The organism is Pseudomonas syringae KCTC 12500, from assembly GCF_000507185.2.
In the GTDB taxonomy this organism is placed as follows: domain Bacteria; phylum Pseudomonadota; class Gammaproteobacteria; order Pseudomonadales; family Pseudomonadaceae; genus Aquipseudomonas; species Aquipseudomonas syringae.
In genome coordinates this window covers 531,283-547,384 of the sequence record NZ_AYTM02000002.1, presented here as the reverse complement: position 1 = coordinate 547,384, position 16,102 = coordinate 531,283, and the positions used below count along the sequence as shown (strand labels likewise).

Annotated in this window: 13 protein-coding genes; 10 read left to right on the top strand and 3 right to left on the bottom strand. The window is 47.2% G+C overall.

Going from position 1 to position 16,102, the window contains the following annotated elements:
* The first annotated feature begins 71 nt into the window (after nucleotides 1–71).
* The 5 genes from V476_RS28790 to V476_RS27915 all read left to right on the top strand — a co-directional run bounded on the left by V476_RS28790 (nucleotide 72) and on the right by V476_RS27915 (nucleotide 4,615).
* Nucleotides 72–425: a DUF2158 domain-containing protein gene (locus V476_RS28790; protein ID WP_241001533.1), complete on the top strand. Its 354-nt coding sequence runs from the start codon at nucleotides 72–74 to the stop codon at nucleotides 423–425.
* A gap of 5 nt (nucleotides 426–430) precedes the next feature.
* Nucleotides 431–697, top strand: a complete 267-nt coding sequence (locus tag V476_RS26525; protein WP_080278498.1) for a DUF6953 family protein — start codon at nucleotides 431–433, stop codon at nucleotides 695–697.
* 636 nt (nucleotides 698–1,333) lie between these two features.
* Nucleotides 1,334–2,899 carry an AAA family ATPase gene (locus V476_RS02880; protein WP_024959983.1) on the top strand — a complete coding sequence of 522 codons (1,566 nt, stop codon included), beginning with the start codon at nucleotides 1,334–1,336 and terminating at the stop codon, nucleotides 2,897–2,899.
* Nucleotides 2,899–3,771: an HNH endonuclease gene (locus V476_RS02875; protein ID WP_024959984.1), complete on the top strand. Its 873-nt coding sequence runs from the start codon at nucleotides 2,899–2,901 to the stop codon at nucleotides 3,769–3,771. The genes V476_RS02880 and V476_RS02875 overlap by 1 nt, the downstream gene beginning before the upstream one ends.
* Nucleotides 3,772–3,919: 148 nt before the next feature.
* On the top strand, nucleotides 3,920–4,615 hold the full coding sequence (locus tag V476_RS27915; RefSeq protein ID WP_024959985.1) for a hypothetical protein: 696 nt from the start codon (nucleotides 3,920–3,922) through the stop codon (nucleotides 4,613–4,615).
* Here the strand turns inward: V476_RS27915 and V476_RS29245 are convergent.
* The 3 genes from V476_RS29245 to V476_RS02860 form a co-directional block, all read right to left on the bottom strand.
* The gene (locus V476_RS29245) at nucleotides 4,551–4,856 is read right to left on the bottom strand and encodes a TetR/AcrR family transcriptional regulator (protein WP_211254774.1); all 306 of its coding nucleotides are present in this window, start codon (nucleotides 4,854–4,856) and stop codon (nucleotides 4,551–4,553) included. The two genes, V476_RS27915 and V476_RS29245, sit on opposite strands and share 65 nt — an antisense overlap.
* A 331-nt stretch (nucleotides 4,857–5,187) precedes the next feature.
* Nucleotides 5,188–6,372, bottom strand: a complete 1,185-nt coding sequence (locus V476_RS02865) for a hypothetical protein (RefSeq protein WP_024959986.1) — start codon at nucleotides 6,370–6,372, stop codon at nucleotides 5,188–5,190.
* Nucleotides 6,356–7,429 (bottom strand): nucleoid-associated protein, encoded by a 1,074-nt coding sequence (locus tag V476_RS02860; protein WP_024959987.1) that lies wholly within the window; start codon nucleotides 7,427–7,429, stop codon nucleotides 6,356–6,358. Before V476_RS02860 ends, V476_RS02865 begins: the two co-directional genes overlap by 17 nt.
* A gap of 203 nt (nucleotides 7,430–7,632) precedes the next feature.
* On the opposite strand from V476_RS02860, the gene V476_RS29240 reads away from it, so the two are divergent.
* The 5 genes from V476_RS29240 to V476_RS02840 all read left to right on the top strand — a co-directional run bounded on the left by V476_RS29240 (nucleotide 7,633) and on the right by V476_RS02840 (nucleotide 15,573).
* Nucleotides 7,633–7,827, top strand: a complete 195-nt coding sequence (locus V476_RS29240; protein WP_373365909.1) for an NYN domain-containing protein — start codon at nucleotides 7,633–7,635, stop codon at nucleotides 7,825–7,827.
* A 542-nt stretch (nucleotides 7,828–8,369) separates the two neighbouring features.
* Complete coding sequence (locus tag V476_RS02855) at nucleotides 8,370–8,846, top strand: hypothetical protein (protein ID WP_024959988.1); 477 nt, start codon at nucleotides 8,370–8,372, stop codon at nucleotides 8,844–8,846.
* Nucleotides 8,847–10,181: 1,335 nt separating this feature from the next.
* Nucleotides 10,182–11,582: a tyrosine-type recombinase/integrase gene (locus tag V476_RS02850; RefSeq protein ID WP_080278499.1), complete on the top strand. Its 1,401-nt coding sequence runs from the start codon at nucleotides 10,182–10,184 to the stop codon at nucleotides 11,580–11,582.
* Between the two features lie 81 nt (nucleotides 11,583–11,663).
* Nucleotides 11,664–14,957, top strand: coding sequence for a hypothetical protein (locus V476_RS27910; protein ID WP_146050771.1), 3,294 nt, complete (start codon nucleotides 11,664–11,666; stop codon nucleotides 14,955–14,957).
* A 16-nt stretch (nucleotides 14,958–14,973) separates the two neighbouring features.
* Nucleotides 14,974–15,573, top strand: a complete 600-nt coding sequence (locus V476_RS02840; protein ID WP_146050772.1) for a hypothetical protein — start codon at nucleotides 14,974–14,976, stop codon at nucleotides 15,571–15,573.
* Nucleotides 15,574–16,102: the final 529 nt, after the last annotated feature.

The following is a 16,102-nucleotide window of genomic DNA, read 5'->3' as shown; positions in this document are numbered from 1 at the left end:
ATCATGGCCGTTTGTTATCGGGTTTGCTACTGACAGAAGATAATAACACTTCGCTGTGAACGGCACGTTCCTTGCCCTGCAATTTCGATGGGCGACTGTCGGTCACCAGCCTGTGGCGGCCCCGCAATCGGCAGCCGTCAGCCAAAAGCGAGGCCCGTTTGCCTGCCCACCCGGTCGGAAGTAGCTTTTTTGCCATCATTTCGCTACCTTGGGAAGTAAACCCAGGCACGATGGAGAAGCAGCTCATGCAAATAGAGGACGCGGTAACAGGTGCGCAGGTGCGATTAACCGTCGGTGGCCCTGACATGGTCGTCTCTTACGTAGATGGCAAGTGGATCAACTGTCAATGGTTTGCTGGCAAGAAGCTGGACAGTGGCCGCTTTCGCGCTGAAACCTTGGAGTTAATTAAACCTAAAGAGGAGTAGCGGCGATGACTCCAGATTCCGTTGCGCTTTGGATGCTGGAAAAGATTCGAAATGAGTCATGTGTCTACCAAGACGACGTCGTAGACTTTTTGGTTAAAAATAATCAGGAAGGCCTTTTGGTAGAAAATGCTGACGGGAATCAGGTTCTGGGAAGGCATGTGCTGACCTCATTTCGAAAGCTCACAGATGCTACTGTTGTGTGGGTCAGGCCTGATCGCTACTGGCGAGTCCGTGTCGATGAGGACGAACCAGGAAGAGATGCAAGAGGGTAGTGCCGACCATTATTAAGTCTGGATGTTATCGCTGATGCAGAACTGACCCTGCTGCCCAGTTAGCGTTGCTCATGAGCATTCAGCCCAAAGTCAAAACGGCTAACGCTTTAAGAAGTGGAAGCTCGGGGCAGTGAAATTCCGACACCTAGCTCAATTCTGCATCAGCGGCCACAGGCACTGCGCGCCGGCAGTGCATCTGCGCGTTTTTAACACCCTTGGCCGAAAGCAGCCAGTCGTCAGAGATACGCTATCGCCACCAAATCTGTTGATCGGCACTAGTGCTAAGTTTCTGCATTTTAGACGCGGCTTTGGAGCGACAAACCGAGTTAGTCGGACGGCTCAGGCGCCACTCCGAATGCAGGTCAGAACCTTTTGCAAAGGGGCTTCCCAGAGTTGTTAAATGTGGTCGAATGCTGCTTAATATGGAAGTGGTGGCAAAAAGCCTTTTTTGAAGCGCCAACAGCCTTGATGCGGCCAAAGCAACCCAACTCCTAGCACGTTTAACGCTCCGGTTTCCTCAGTCTACTGAGCCGCTGTGCGGAGGTCGGCTAGCGGGTGGTTTTGTTGTGCTGCTTAAGGCATTTGCCCTAGCGCTGGATCGGCGTAAGACCTGTGGACTGTGTGAGGTAAAAACGGATGTTTACTGTATTGGGCGCAGGGCAGCAGCTACCTCAGCATGGGACGAACTGCGCTTACTTGGTCGTCGATCATTGGGATGACTGGTTTAAGTTTCGGACGATGTTCACGCTGTTCGTGTTTGATGTTCGCTCCATTCGCCACAGGGTGGGTTCCGTTAAAATAGGCCAAGCAGGCTTGCTTCCCGCTCCTGCCGGTGCAGATATTCCTCCCGGCAACCGGACCCCAGGGATTCCCAACGCCTTTGTTGAGCTGGATGAGCGCCAGTTCTTTTCCCTTGGCCAAGATGAAGACTACTACTCGACACTTCGATCTTTACCCAATGGCCTGGGCATCACGATTCTAAGAGCACTGTGCGACTGTGCCTTCAACCTTGAGATCCTTGAGCGACATCTGGCTGAGCTGGTTATGTCTGAGTCGATCTTGCGATCCATCCATGAACCCAACGTTCGAAACCGTTTGAATCGACTCGCGCATGGAAACCCCGAGTTGACTCGGTTCGAGTTTCAGTACACTTTCCCGTCAGCACCTGCGGAGGCGAACGGGCTACCGCCGCTGGCACCCGCCGTAATGCAATTCCAGGTCATCCCAGATGCTGTGCCTCCAACGAACCTGCATGTTCTGGTGGGGCGCAACGGCGTTGGCAAAACACGATGTATTCAGGGCATCATCAACACACTATTGGAACGGGATAGCCAAGGTGCACCTAGGGGGATTTTGCAGCGGCTCGGTGTGAATCAAGACGAGTGGACCTTCTCAGGCTTGGTCTCTGTATCCTTTAGCGCTTTCGACTCGTTCGAACTGCCATCTATTGCATTCCAGCGAACGCCAGCGACTTTTGTAGGGCTGCGGTCTCAGAGAACAGACGACCAAGGAAATGTTGTCGATGTGCTCAAGAGCGCTGCTGATCTGGCTCAGGATTTCGTTGCAAGCCTTGAGCGCTGCCAAGCCGAACCTCGTCGCTCACGCTGGCTCACCGCTGTGGCAACGCTGTCTACGGACCCGCTTTTTGGCGAAACAGGCGTGGAGCAGCTGATCGAAGGCGGTTTTGAATGGAAAGAGCGAGCAACCCGCTTTTTCGGTTTGTTAAGCTCTGGCCATGCAATAGTGCTGCTCACTGCGACGCGCCTCGTCGAGTTGGTGGATGAGCGAACTCTGGTCGTTTTAGACGAGCCTGAGGGGCATCTGCATCCGCCTTTGCTCGCTGCATTCATACGTACAGTCGCCGATCTGTTGGTAGCACGAAATGGCGTTGCTCTGCTTTCGACTCACTCACCTGTGGTGTTACAGGAGGTCCCCCGAAGCTGCGTTTGGATGCTCCGCAGGACGCGCACCCAATCTACGGTTGAGCGGCCTTCTATTGAAACGTTTGGGGAGAGCGCAGGGGTACTGACTCGGGAGGTATTCGGCCTGGAAGTAAGTCAATCTGGCTTCCATAAGCTGGTAGCTGCTGCTGCTCGACGACCCGGTATTACCTATGCGGGCGTTGACCATCACTTTGGAGGTCAGCTAGGGGTAGAAGCGCAAGCGCTGGCACGGAGTTTGGTCGCGGGTAGGGGCAACTGATGAAAAGACTTCGACCACCCGCTATGCATGCGACTGATACGGTTCACGCCTGTGTTGAGGGTATTACCATCCCTCAACGTGCCCAAGCTCTCACTGAAGCTCTACCGACGATACAGAGATGCGAAGCCGAGTATCTGGAGCTTGGCCCTCCCGGCCAGCTATACCGGATACTCCCAAGCCTCGGTGTGACCCCAGCGATTGATGCTGCACTCATGGGCGTTATCTATAAAAGTCATTTTGCGCGTCAGGGCACGCTGTCACGGACTTTCTATGACCGTATCAGGATGGCTCCTGAATTCGGCCTCTGCCCGCTATGCGGGCAACGAATTGTCGCGACGGTTGACCACTATCTCCCCCAGTCTCGTTTTCCTGCGCTCAATCTCACGCCTGCCAACCTTATTCCCGCCTGCTCGGACTGCAACAAACGTAAGCTGGCCAGCGTTCCTACAAAGGCGGAGGATCAGACTCTACACCCATACTTCGATGACCTCGGCAATGAGCGCTGGCTAATTGCTGATATCCAACCCTCTACTCCTCCTACAGTGTCATTTGATATTCGCGCCGCGAGAGCTTGGGATGAGGTGCTCACAGCGCGAGTAATAAATCATTTCGCCGTGATGGGCTTAGCTGAGCTATATGTCGCCCAAGCTGCTAGTGAACTGGCCGATATGTCTTATGGGCTGGAATTATTAGGCGCCGCAGCAGGGCCCGATGGGGTTCGCCAGCATTTAGAGATCCAGTTTCAGTCATGCCAGGCGCGAGACTCAAATTCGTGGAGAACAGCGTTGCATGAAGGGCTGAGAGACTCGGATTGGTTCTGTGTAGAAGGCTATCGCTTGATTCGCAACCGCCTTCCAGCGAACGCGTACTGATTTGATAAAATCGGTGAAGCGACTGGTCAAGTGCTAGTACTGAATGCACCAAGCCTGCCATTTGTAAGGCTCAGTTCGGACAATTAATAGCAAGCCTTTGATCCAAAAAACTACCAGCCAGGTCGTGGATGGCTGAACAAGGATGAAAATGAGTGAGATCAATCTCCCTCCTGAACAGCAGGAGTGCATAAAAGCTGTGGGTATCGACAGCTTGTATAAACTGGTCGATCAAAGCTTGTATAACGAAGATCCAAGCGCTCTGAGAGAGTTACACCTGGAAGCTTGTGGGGATTACGTAGCCACGCAGCTGAGAGCTTTCGAACGAGCGCTGTCAGGACATGCAAAAGCCAAGTCAGTAAAGAAACGGGCAAACACGGAAATGGATGTGCGTCGTGCAGGAGGTGCATTGATTTCATCTGTACAACAGATGCAACAAAGAGTCGAAAGGGAAGAGAAAGAAGGCTTGTTCTTTTTTATAGACGATTATGTCATGCAGCCTTTCGGCTCTAGCAGTAATCTGTCAATGTCGATCAGCTACCGCTGGCGTGTAGAGATCAGCGATCCTTGGATCTATGGCGGCGTTAAATTCATTCACCAATACTCGACTACATCCTCCGACCTTTCTTATCCACCTAAAAGGAAGCAGAGCCTAGCATCTGAGGCTAGGAAGAGGGAGATGGAACTTTACAGTGAGTGGGATCACCTTCGCCGATTGGCTCTACATTCGGTGAAAGATTTTTTCAAGCAGGGCGGGAGTGGCTATGACATTCCAGCTCAGTTCAACGCGAAGCTAAGCACGTACGGTGGAGGATTGAATAACCACAGCCTGCGTTTTTGGGATTGAAAATTAATAGCTTCGTGTCGGCAGCGGCTATTATTGCACTGCCGGTTACGAGAGAAGCGTCGGTATTTTCGACATTTATGGATTCGAGCTGACCCTTGAATCGGAATAAATAGCTCTCGACGATGGAAATCGCCAAACCTTCTTTGGTGGGGAAGTGTTGATGAATACTTGCCTTTTTGATGCCGATCTCTTCAGCCACATCGGCGTGACTGAAGGCTGCGCAGCCCTTTGTACGCAACAAAGTCTCTGCCCTGGAGAAGTTCGGGGTTTCACATTTCTTTGGGCGCTGCTTTTCCTCTGATGACCTGCGAAAGCGGCTGGTAGGTGATCATTGCCGATAACCTCATCGTCGATAGTTACCTATCTGAACTTCATTCCCATGAGGCGATGGCTCAAATGGCGGGAAGATACATATCTCTGCCGATCCCTAGAAGGGAGGTCCCGGCCTGGTCAGATCTGTCCTGAGTAGTTTACAGCAGTTGAAGAGTTACGCTGTTCTAGTCCTTGATTAGTGGATAGAAAAATCCTACGTATTACACGCCAAAGCAGTGGAGAGAGTTAATATGTTTACGTCAGAACAGCCAGTTAAAAATTGGACGAGTATGAACCACATAATAGATAGCGCACCAACACAACATCGCAGCATCCAGTACAAAAATAGTTCCTATAGCGAAGAACTGCCACCATATTCTATTATCAATCGAATTTAGTTCTTCTGAGTATGCGGCTTGGTTACCTTCAAAACGTTTTTCGAAAATTTTTCGCTGCCGGTTTACCTCGGATTTTATCGTACGTAATGTCGCATGTTGGTTGACGAGAAACCCCACAAGCAAAATGCAAAAAATTATCACTCCAGCAAAAATTGCGGTGTTGGCTGCAAACTGCGCATTCAAGTAATAAGTTACTTTTAACTGACTAAGGGCAATAAATGTCGCTATTGGTATGCCGAGTACTTGAGCCTGAATGTCGGAAATGGCTTTGTGTGCCTTAGTAATAGCGTCGACTTTGAACGTATGAACTTCGGCAATCGCTTTATCGTAGGTGTAATCAGAGGCAAATATATTATAACTTGCCTGCATGCGCTGATGTAGCTCGCTTAAATTTTTGACCAAATAAGAGAAGCGTTCCTTTTCCGGAGTCAACGCCAACATCTCGATCAGATTATCACCCAGCATTTGTACTTTCTGCTCATGATGATAGTGATCCAGTACAAAATTCTCTAGCCGCTCGAATGCTGAGATATTCAGGAAATTTACTTCTTCCTCACCGTAAATGACCGGTACGAGAAAGCGCCCGTCCTTATAGAAAATAAGTTCTTCCTTTTGCGTGTCTAGGTAATGTGCTGAATCGACTAGCAGCCTGACCAAGCGTAGTACCTGGCGGTACCGATTGACGACCACGAGCGCAGGCTGATCAGTTGAGCAAAAACGCTCTGCGAGTAAGTAATAGTTGTCCCTTTCTTTCACGCGCGCGCCAGTCGTGGCCGTCACATAGGTTGCGAAATTGGGGGCTAGGATGCCCAGGCCAACGCGAGGCTGTGAAACATCCAATACGAAGGCATCACCCACGCTAATGTGGTTATAGTCTCCCTGAAGAACAGTGATACCTGATTCGTCGGCGTTTTGCTCATCCACCGCCTGCACGAGGGAGTCCCGCAACAATTCATTTGTCACTCTGATGCTGTGTTTGCCACCTGCGGTACTCTCAACCGCCCTGTAGATAGGAACCAGATCAGAAAACTTAATCCTCTTTACCATCTTGACTAACTTCCATTCTTAAGCGTGCAAGCAATTCTGTCGGCAGTTGCTTTATAACAAGTGCCTCAGACTCCAGGTCGAACTCGATCTCCCCATTACTGAGGGCTGCACGGTCAAAAGTTATGCGCCAGTTCTTAGAACCACCAGTGAATTTAATAAGGCTGCGCAGCGAGCGCTTATCCGGAATGAATCCATCCGAAATGTCCAGCCCAGAGCTTTCAAACAAGCCGCTCAAGTCCTCAGGCGACTCCGGCCACAGCTCATTTGTAAACGCATTAACTTCGAATGGTACGTCCTTGTCTGCGTAGCGCTTGCATATAGAGTAGGCGTTCCTAAGGAACTCTTCGCGCTGCTCTTCGCTCATCTCTTTGGACTGGGAAAATTGCTCTAGGGCTTTTCCAATTTTTTGGGTCTCCAATACAGCGGCCACAGAGTTATTGCACCCCAAAAACAGCTTGAAGAAGTCTGAGACTTTATCTTGTCCGCGCCCTTTAATGAAGCTCAGGTACTTGTCGCCGCCCTCAGCCCAGTTGGTCAGATTCACTCGCCCAGCCAAACGGAAGCCTTTGATATCAAGGTGCAGAGCGTCCACCACTTCCTTGGACTTGTTGAGTGCAGCACCTAGCTCATCGTTCAAAATAGTAACGATGAAAAAGTCAGTTTTGTCAGAGGTGCGTCTGAAATGGGCGAAAAATACGTGGCCACCAGTAGACGCTGTACCTTGCACCGACTTTCTTAAGCTCTGCACCATGTGTAGGGTCGTAGTTACGAAGTCGCTGGTACTGGCTTGAAAGTAGCTTTCTAAAAATTTAGACACCGGGTAATTATCAGTGTCCTCTTCAAAACGGCCGTGCGACTTACCAGTTTTGGCCGCATAGACTTTCGCCAGCTGATCAATCAGACGCTGGACGGTCTCGCCGACCTCCAACACTTCTTTTCGATCATCGACGACGAAGCCGCCGTCGCTTTTACTCACGGTATGAACAATAACGTTGACGATCTCGTTATCGAGCACGCAGTCTGAGGCCATCTGGCCCTCATCGTAGCCATCCGCCATCTTCAATCCCTATGCTTTAGAATCCATGGTGTCGCAAACGGACGTGCGAGGATAGTCGCCCACCTAAACCAGATAGCATAGGCTGGCATTTTGATATCTGCAAGCACGTGGGTTAGGCCGGACAAAAGATAGCCTGTTGAGCATTGGCCCCATCAGCTATTCGACCTATGCAGCAGTTCGCTTTGACGTAAGGCAAGCACGGCATTGACTCTGTACTGGCCTTTGACGCAATGGATTTGCAATACAGCAAGAATCTCGATGCCCTCGCACTTATGGCCAGCGGCAGCGACTTCACTCCTCTTGGGCTGCGACTGCTTGAAAGCGGCTTATGGGTTATGGCTTTGGCGAGAGGAAGACTTCTAAATCATTCGTGGATGTCTATCAAGAGAAGCTGCTGAGGGCGAGCCACCACAATCCAAGAATCGGATCTGGAACGAGCTGCTCAGCGCACGTCCCTTGTCAGATTGCTTAGTACAGCAGCAGAGAAAAATAGCAGACTATGTCGGGTGGTAGCATCTCAGCCGGTTAGAGGAGTTCATCCTCTATAATTGTTCGTTCACATCAGCCGATTACGGAATCGGACGCTGGGCGATCTCACCCGCACGTCAGAGCTGTTCGAGATCGCTATGCGCTTTGGCGGACCCGCGATATTTATCAAGAGCACACGCAAATCGAGCCTCGCGACGTACCAGCAGGCCGAGGCCAATCGTAAGAACGAGCCTCGTACTACATTCTGAACGTGTTCATAACGTTCTCAGCTAGCTGCTACGCCACCAACCACAATGGTGTCTTGCCTAGAACGATGACCAAGTGACATAGTGGTACATGACACGAACTACCCGCAAAAACGTTGAGTAGGAAAGGTTAATCCGTTACCGAAGCCAAGCATAAAGCTCAGGGATGGAGTAAAAATCAAAGGGCAGATCACTAGGAGGTTGGAGTGCAGTACTATCACTTTGCTATTTTTAAGAAAGATGATGAATTCTTGGCTGTATTCGCTAACCAGAACACAGAATGGGAAAAGGGTCACTATCACGAGCAAGGTTATATCTTTCTGATGTATGTTTCCGCTTTCAATGCTAACGGAGCAGTAGAAATAGCGAAACAAAATATAAACTCGGAGATTGGCCGCCTGCAAGCAGAGCTTACAGCTTTGAGAATCGAGCATCAAAAAGTTTTGAATGAAAATAATAATCTAAAATTCAGCAGCCAATTCGGTAACTTTCCACAAGCCAGTCATTTTAATCCATTGGATGTATTAGGATTCAGTAATATACCTACCAAGGAAGAACTCAAGAAAAAAGTGAAACTGCTTTCTCAGAGAGTTCATCCTGACAAGGAAGGTAGCGGCTTTTTGATGACTTTGATTAATCAAGCAAATGACGCCTTGCTGCAACAGCTCAACAATAATTACTAGTGACTGTTAAATGAACGGTTCTTTGACCCGTTCATAACGCCTCCAGAGCAGACTCTGATTTGATTCTTAGCCGGTTTAGAACCAAGTCAGATCGAAAAAACCATCTCATCAGGCAGGCTTTCAAGACCATTCAGATTCTCTCTTCTTGGGCTTGGTTTCTAAGGCGCGGACCTCGAAGCGACGTGACGGTGTACAGTGGATTGTCTCAGTTACTAGCAGTGTTATAGGTGCTGACAACATCGCTAATGGAACGGCCCCAATCAAGGCGCACGCTGCGGATATCTAAGCGTGTCACGAACGACACAAGCCGATAGGAGCGGATGCGAGATAATGAGCGCATACATGAGGGGCACTTCGAGAGTGCTACAGTACGAAACGTAATGAATGCGAGCTTGTCTGAGATCGAAGCAACCAATGCTTAGTACTTATCGCTTTAAGAAGCCGATCCCAGTGGCGTTTAAGGTGATACCACTTTATTGTAATGTCCGCTTTTGACCGTACTGTTGAAAAAAACCGCCATGGTTCTCATAGCGAAAAAATACGCGCTTGAGATTGAACACTTTAATTTGAGCAGAGGTCTCCAGACGCTGAATTTGTGGAGCTGCACGCAGAAAACGCGTTTTCGGCTGTCAGCACGTAGCCAGCCTGGAAGGACCGACTGTTTTCAACAGAATCGCCCTATTGCTGCCCTTCTTCGGAGTATCCTGACAGCTCTGAGTCAAGAAGTCCGGTTACTCCAATTCTGATCCATCCCCGACGGGATTAGTTTTTGCTGATCTAGGCTCCTTCGTGAGGAGTGCAAGCGCGATTGAGGTTCATACTACTCGGTCGCTAAGAGCGCTTTCGACCAGCATAAATAAATTCTGAAAGGCAATGTGCAAAATTCGCACATTGCAAATCAATATCCATGAAGCATTAGCTGATGCTCAGCTTCGCGATATGGTCGAATCGGCCGAAAGCCCAATCAAGGGAGTCACTAAATAGGTTGCACTCCATTTAGACTGATTGGTTATAAAAAACCTGGCAGGGGGCGCTTATTTTTATAAAAAATCTCTTATACAATTTTGTTGGGTTTATCACATTGACTAATTAGCCATGCACGATTGCCGGTCTTTTTGATCGCACAATGCTTTGACCATTGGAAGGCTGGACGCTCCAACTGATTGTCATGAGCTATTTTTTTAATCTAGAGCTTCTACAGGAAAAAACATTCACGATACTTTACGTGATATTAATGTATGGGAATTATTAGTCGGGAAAAGAAATGAGTTTTGACTGCAATTAAGTGAATGAGCTATATAGAACCTTTAGATATAGCTACTATCGCGAAAAAACATGAAAAAACCAGGTTTGGTCAGATTTCAGATGCGCTCCACCGTTTATTGCGGGCATGAGTCATTTTTAATGTATGGGGCTGATGGTGAGGAGAATCTAGCATTCCGCTCCTTCATGGAAGCACTTGTGCTGAATAAGTTCAAATACAACACTCGTCGTACATACGCTTATGCAGTTTCACAGCTATTGGACTATCTAGTCGTTGGTTTCGAAGTTCAAGGCGAAATAACTCCTCAGGCTGCAACATTGCTTGTTCGCGAATATTACAGTTATTTAGTTCATGGTGAAGACTCTAACGATTCCGCTGTTCAGAAAATATCAATAGTAAAACCAAGAGCTACTGTCTCTCCTCGATCCGCAGCTCTCTATCACGCTGCTATTAATAGATTCATTCAAAGCGTCCGAGACCATCATGCTGAGGAGCAAGTCCTAGAGTCAGACAATTTAAAGCATGATAAAAAAGTGGATGATTTTCTTGCACTCAGTCTCGTCCCTGCGGCAGCACTGCTCGACAATGCCGGAAAGTGGATATCTCGGCACAATCATGGTCCTTATCCCAATCGAAAAAATTCCAATAGCCTCCTGGGCCATGTGCCTACACTAGATTTTTCAGATGCGCCAATTACGAAAGAAAGCTTCTTTCCCCTCCATAAGATAGCTGCATTAATTGAGAGCGCAACGTCGTATCGAAATTCCGCCTTGTGGGCACTTCTTGCCGCGACCTCAATACGCGTTTCCGAAGCTATGCAGTTCCTCTTGGAAGATGTGGATATCCAAAATCGAAAAGTCTATGCCAGAGGTCCGCGCTCCAGCGCTCGTTGTTCCAAGTCTTACCGAGGGATAGACGAAGTAAGCTTCAATAAACTGGCATGGAAGGGGCGCACAACGGAGCACACCCTTTTACTTGAACCTTATGGATCGATGTTTTTTAAGTATTATTCATTGTATCTCAAGCATGAATATAAACCGACCTATCACAATTTTATTTTTCAGACTGGTAATGGTGATCCTCTATGCTTTTCTGACTACAGTAGTGTGGTTTTCGAACCCTTTAGGCAGTCGTCTCGACGCGTATTGGCTAATACTGAATTTGAACGTTTTAGCTACACGCCTCATAGCCTAAGGCATAGCTTCTGTGTGTTCTTTAAAAACTTTGTGGAACATACTGAGGGGGTTGGCTTGCGAAATAGTGAGATCAAAGCGTTAACGGGGCAAAAAACTGACAAAGCCGTCGAGCGTTACGCCGTTATGATGCGTTATCTATTAGAACTTAAGATTGCATTTGCATTTGTTAGGGCAGATGACTTTTCGAAAAGTTTTAACGAGCTTAAGTTAGGTTTTCTTGAAAGAGAATATGATCTGACGATGAATGAAGTTGCAAACGAGAAAGCTGCTGCCTGATTAGCCGGGTCATCTGGCTTTGGAGATGTCGTGATAAATAGAAGTAATAAATTAATCTATTTGAAAGATCAGGAATTTGTTTTGAAGTCTACCAAAGACTTAATACAAAAAACTACAGGTCTTGTCCCGCAGCTTTTTGCAGGTGGCCGTAAAAAACATCCATTTTTGGCTTATATATCTGGCATGGTACTGCGCTCGTCAGACCTAGACGTTTTTTTGAGTTTGATATTAGGAGCATGCCTGAGCGGAAAGGCGGCAAACAGTAATGTAAACAAACTATTTGAATTTCTAGGCTACAAATCCCCAGGTCAAGACGCTATTAAGTCGCTGCTACCTGCTCTTAAATATTTACTAGCGGGGTTGCATAAGGCAGGGGTTTTGATGTTGCCGTATGAGTTTTCTCGACCTTTATCTACCTGGATAGGTGAGTTAAAAGATTCTGATAGCTGTTATTCCGAAGTGATATTAGCATTCAGAAGCCTCGACACCGAAAAATGGCCCGACCCCAGTAGAGGTGGGTCATATTCTGCGGAGGAGAAAACCAATCGGCGACTTTTTACCACAGCAACAAAGGTCGCGTTTGCATCCGGTTGGGTTGTTCCTGAAGACATCACCGCATCTGACATTCTAGCTTGGCGTGACATTAAAGTTGTCGAATCACGAGACGGGGGAACGCACCAAACTACTCCCATTCCGATGAACGATTTGCTTGATTTTCTTCAGAACACTTTTGGAGAGCGCCTACGCTTTAACGTTTCAAAGGTTAGGTTAGAGATAAACACTACAATTCGCGTCGCACCTCATTCTGTAGTCGAATATCTTCCTCGGATATTTGAGAACACAACCAGCCCGTTAGCTGTAATTGATGAACTACTCGCATCCCCGCTCCGAGGTATGGCGTCGTTTTCAAGTAAAGATATTTCAGAGTACGATATCGTAAGCGCACTGCTATCTTTAGGTGTTGATATCTCCAACTCCTATAGTTGCTGGCTTGAAGCGCAGAAGCTTTTCATGCGATTTCAGCAGTACACGAATGAAAAATCGTGGGGTACGCTGTTTGGGCGTTTCAATATGTACGTTTTTATATACTTACCACTTTGGTTTAATTCTAATCCTGAGTCAAATATCGAGTACCCCGATACTCCTTCTAAATTTGAGGGTGCGTTGTTCTATGAAGGTATACAAGGCCCCTCTCCGGACCGGCCGTTAACACTTGTACAGTTTTATGAGTACGCTGGGTTCACTTACTCAGCCACGGTTGCGAGAAATGCTAGAACGTTTTTCGATCACCTAGTTAAGATGCACATTCTCATTGGTGATGAGAAGCCAGTTAAGCAACCTGTCCATAGAACTCCTAGGGAAACTAGTCCTGACAAGACAGTAAAACACGCCTTATCCAGGCCGTTAGAAAACTTGTTTCACAAGTATTTGTTGGCGAAACAGTCACAGGCTGAATTTATCAATGAGAATGTAGAGATTGTTTGGGCAGAGATAAGAAAGAAGGTCAGAAGTGTCGGTCGAAGAGTATTTGAAATTGATCTGCGTGAACTAGGGTCGGTTGTCGAAGTTCATCATGAAAATCATAGTTATCCTGTATCAAAATTCCATGTAGAGTCACTTCTATTTACGTCTTATGAAGATCAGATATACTTCAATCCGGCTACCTATGTATTTCCATTTTGTTTATTGCGAGGTGGATTTAGGGGGCAAAATTTGCAATGGCTTGACGCAGATACCTACGACAGCATGTCTGAACCTAGTAATAGGCATGCCCGAGAACTTGACTGGTGTTGGGTGAACACAGATAAAATACAAAAGAAAGCATTTTGCGCTTATGTGCGGCCCAGCGTTATGAATATGTTAGATATACAACGTGATTGGCGAGATCACCTGTTAGAGTTGGGGTGCGATGCTTTTAGTAAACGTGTGAACTATGAAGGTAAGAAAGGGACGCGCTGGGGCCAAATAAAATGTCTCTTTGCTAACAATGTTCGTAGCGGTGCTCCTATTAGTGATAAAGTTTATACAAATCTTTGGGTCTATACTCTGTTGGATTTTCAAAATTGGTTGAAGTTTAATGGGCTAGCCGCTGAGACTTTTGTTGCTTATATGCCAGTTAAAACAGGCAGCAATTCTCGTCGTACATCCTTCAATTGGAACGATTGGGAGAAAAAAGATTTTCCGCTGAGTTCAGTTAAAATCGATACAAAGGATCATCCTGATGGTGCTGTGCCATTTTGCCCTGTAAATTTGCGTGCGAAGATAACCCCGCATTCTGGAAGGGTAACTCATATAACATTGTTAAGAGAACACGCGGATGCGGCTTCAGTTTGCTTGACCACTGGTCAGAGTGCAGATATGACCGACTATTATGACCGTGGTGAGGTTTCGCTCATTCGTAAGCTCGAAGGAGTGCTAAACAAAAACGATTCTGGCTGGCAGTTGACAGGCCCCACTCTCCCAAGTGCACAGGCTAAAAATATATCTGATAAAATTTTACAGGCACAAGTGCATGGCTCAGTACAGAACCTAATTGATGATTTTTCTCTTCTATCTCTTCCTCATCCAGATCCTGCACGTTCGGGTGAGGAGGGGATACATATAATAGCCAGAGAGAAAAGTTCAAGCCTTGGCGTTGCGAACACTCATTTATGCTCTCTGAATATGAATTGCAGCGCTGATGTTGTTTCAATTTTAGGAGGTAAGTTTCGATGCTCGTGGTGCCCGTATGCAATTTTTTCAACTGACCTAATATTCGAGGTGTCCGCCAAGCGCCATTATCTAGCTGAGGAGTTATACCGGGTGACACGCAAGCTAGACGATTACAGGACAACAAAACGAGTAGCTGCTGCTGAGATGGAGATGCTGTCTCAAACGACTAAAACTATGGCCGAGGACGTGTTGGGTTGGTATGTAGTCGAAAAAACACTAGACATGTTTATTCGAAATAAACAAAAAAACCTCAATTCTGCAAGCTACTTAGTCTCTGATCGTGAAAAAGCTTTAATGGAAATAACAAACCACGTTGTGAGGACTGACAGTGTGGAAGCTTTTATGTACCGCTTTGAGCAAGTTTGTGATAATCCGTTGACCATGTCAGAGGATTTTCGAGACAAAATTAACCGTGGCGTTCGCTATTTGCTAGCCCAGAGTGGCGATGTGACAGCGGCAGTTATGTATGCCTCTACTGTGTCACCCGAGATGAAGCTTGCAGCGCTGATGAGGGAGCGTGCATCTTTTGGAGGTATTGAAATTGAAAGTTTGGTAAAATTTATAAACATGCCGCAAGAAGAGTGGAGTACGGCTGTTCTCAGTCAACGTTCTGAAGATGAATGTAACTCGGATTTCGTCAAAGAGTTGCTAGGTTATGAATAGGAATTACCAAGCTAGAATGAATTCCGTATTAAAACGTAAGGAGGTAGTTAAGCATGCGCTGGCCGACGCCTCGCAGTTAAGAATGAGGTTTGAGTTTATAAGTGATCTTGCAAAATATATAGCGCTGCGTGTTCAAGATAGTGAGATGGTCTCAATGGCGGAAGTCAAGGAGCTTTCTGGGTTGGAAGAAATTAAAACTTCCTCTAGAACAGTTCACTATCAAACGTTTCTAAGACGAGGCAGCCTTTATCGTAGCTACTTAGATGAGTGGTGGCGAAAAAATTCACTTACATCATCAGATGATCTTGGAAAGTACGATTATTTTTTAAAATACTCTGAAGCCTGTAGTTACATTCACTCGCTAAAAGAAAAGCTTCGTGAGGTTGAGGCTGAGCTGAACCAGGGCGAAAACGGTAGTCTGACCGTGGAGAGTCGCAGCGCTGCGCCCGTTTCAGATGCTTATTGCTTTGTCGAAAATCTTCTCAAGGAGTTTCAAGAATTTTTGCTACTAGAAGGAGGTGCGCTGGTCAGCAAGGATTCGATGCGGCGCGTCATAGCGACGAGCGAAATGCTTCATCAATACAAAGAATGGAAGGTGTCAGTATTGAATCGCTAGCTTAATTTTGCGGATCACTGACCGAAAGCAGTGTTTCCTCGGAAGCCTCATGAGTATGCTTTTGACCATTTCCATATTCCGTCAAATTGATGGTTTTGTAATTCTCTCGTTGCCTGCTATAACATTTATTCAACCCATCAGCCCATCAGCCCATCAGCGCAGCTCACTCTGAGCAGGCGTTGGGTGGATTAATGCTGCGCTCAGGTGAATGGGCGCTAGCGTCTTTCTTAGCCCATCTCCTGCACCGGCGGTCAGCTTCGGCTTCACGCGGCTTAAGCATATAGCGCTCTCTCAGAGTAACCAAAGCTGATCGTGTGTGGTGCCTCTGTGATTTCTAGGTATCTCAACGATTCAATTTTCTCACATGCTGACATTCCTGAGATTCTCAGCTTCAGCCATGCAATGTCGGCTCGGGTCTGATTTCCCTCACGCACTGACGTGCAAATCGGCACGGGAAGGAATACTTGCGTAACCTTCAATAGCGCACCTAGGTGCGCTATTGGTTTCTGTTAAAAAATCATTATAAATC

Coding starts and splice junctions, on each gene's coding strand:
- V476_RS27915 (WP_024959985.1), top strand. CDS start 3,920: ATGAGTGAGATCAATCTCCCTCCTGAACAGCAGGAGTGCATAAAAGCT.
- V476_RS26525 (WP_080278498.1), top strand. CDS start 431: ATGACTCCAGATTCCGTTGCGCTTTGGATGCTGGAAAAGATTCGAAAT.
- V476_RS02875 (WP_024959984.1), top strand. CDS start 2,899: ATGAAAAGACTTCGACCACCCGCTATGCATGCGACTGATACGGTTCAC.
- V476_RS02840 (WP_146050772.1), top strand. CDS start 14,974: ATGAATTCCGTATTAAAACGTAAGGAGGTAGTTAAGCATGCGCTGGCC.
- V476_RS02880 (WP_024959983.1), top strand. CDS start 1,334: ATGTTTACTGTATTGGGCGCAGGGCAGCAGCTACCTCAGCATGGGACG.
- V476_RS02865 (WP_024959986.1), bottom strand. CDS start 6,372: ATGGTAAAGAGGATTAAGTTTTCTGATCTGGTTCCTATCTACAGGGCG.
- V476_RS02850 (WP_080278499.1), top strand. CDS start 10,182: ATGAAAAAACCAGGTTTGGTCAGATTTCAGATGCGCTCCACCGTTTAT.
- V476_RS02860 (WP_024959987.1), bottom strand. CDS start 7,429: ATGGCGGATGGCTACGATGAGGGCCAGATGGCCTCAGACTGCGTGCTC.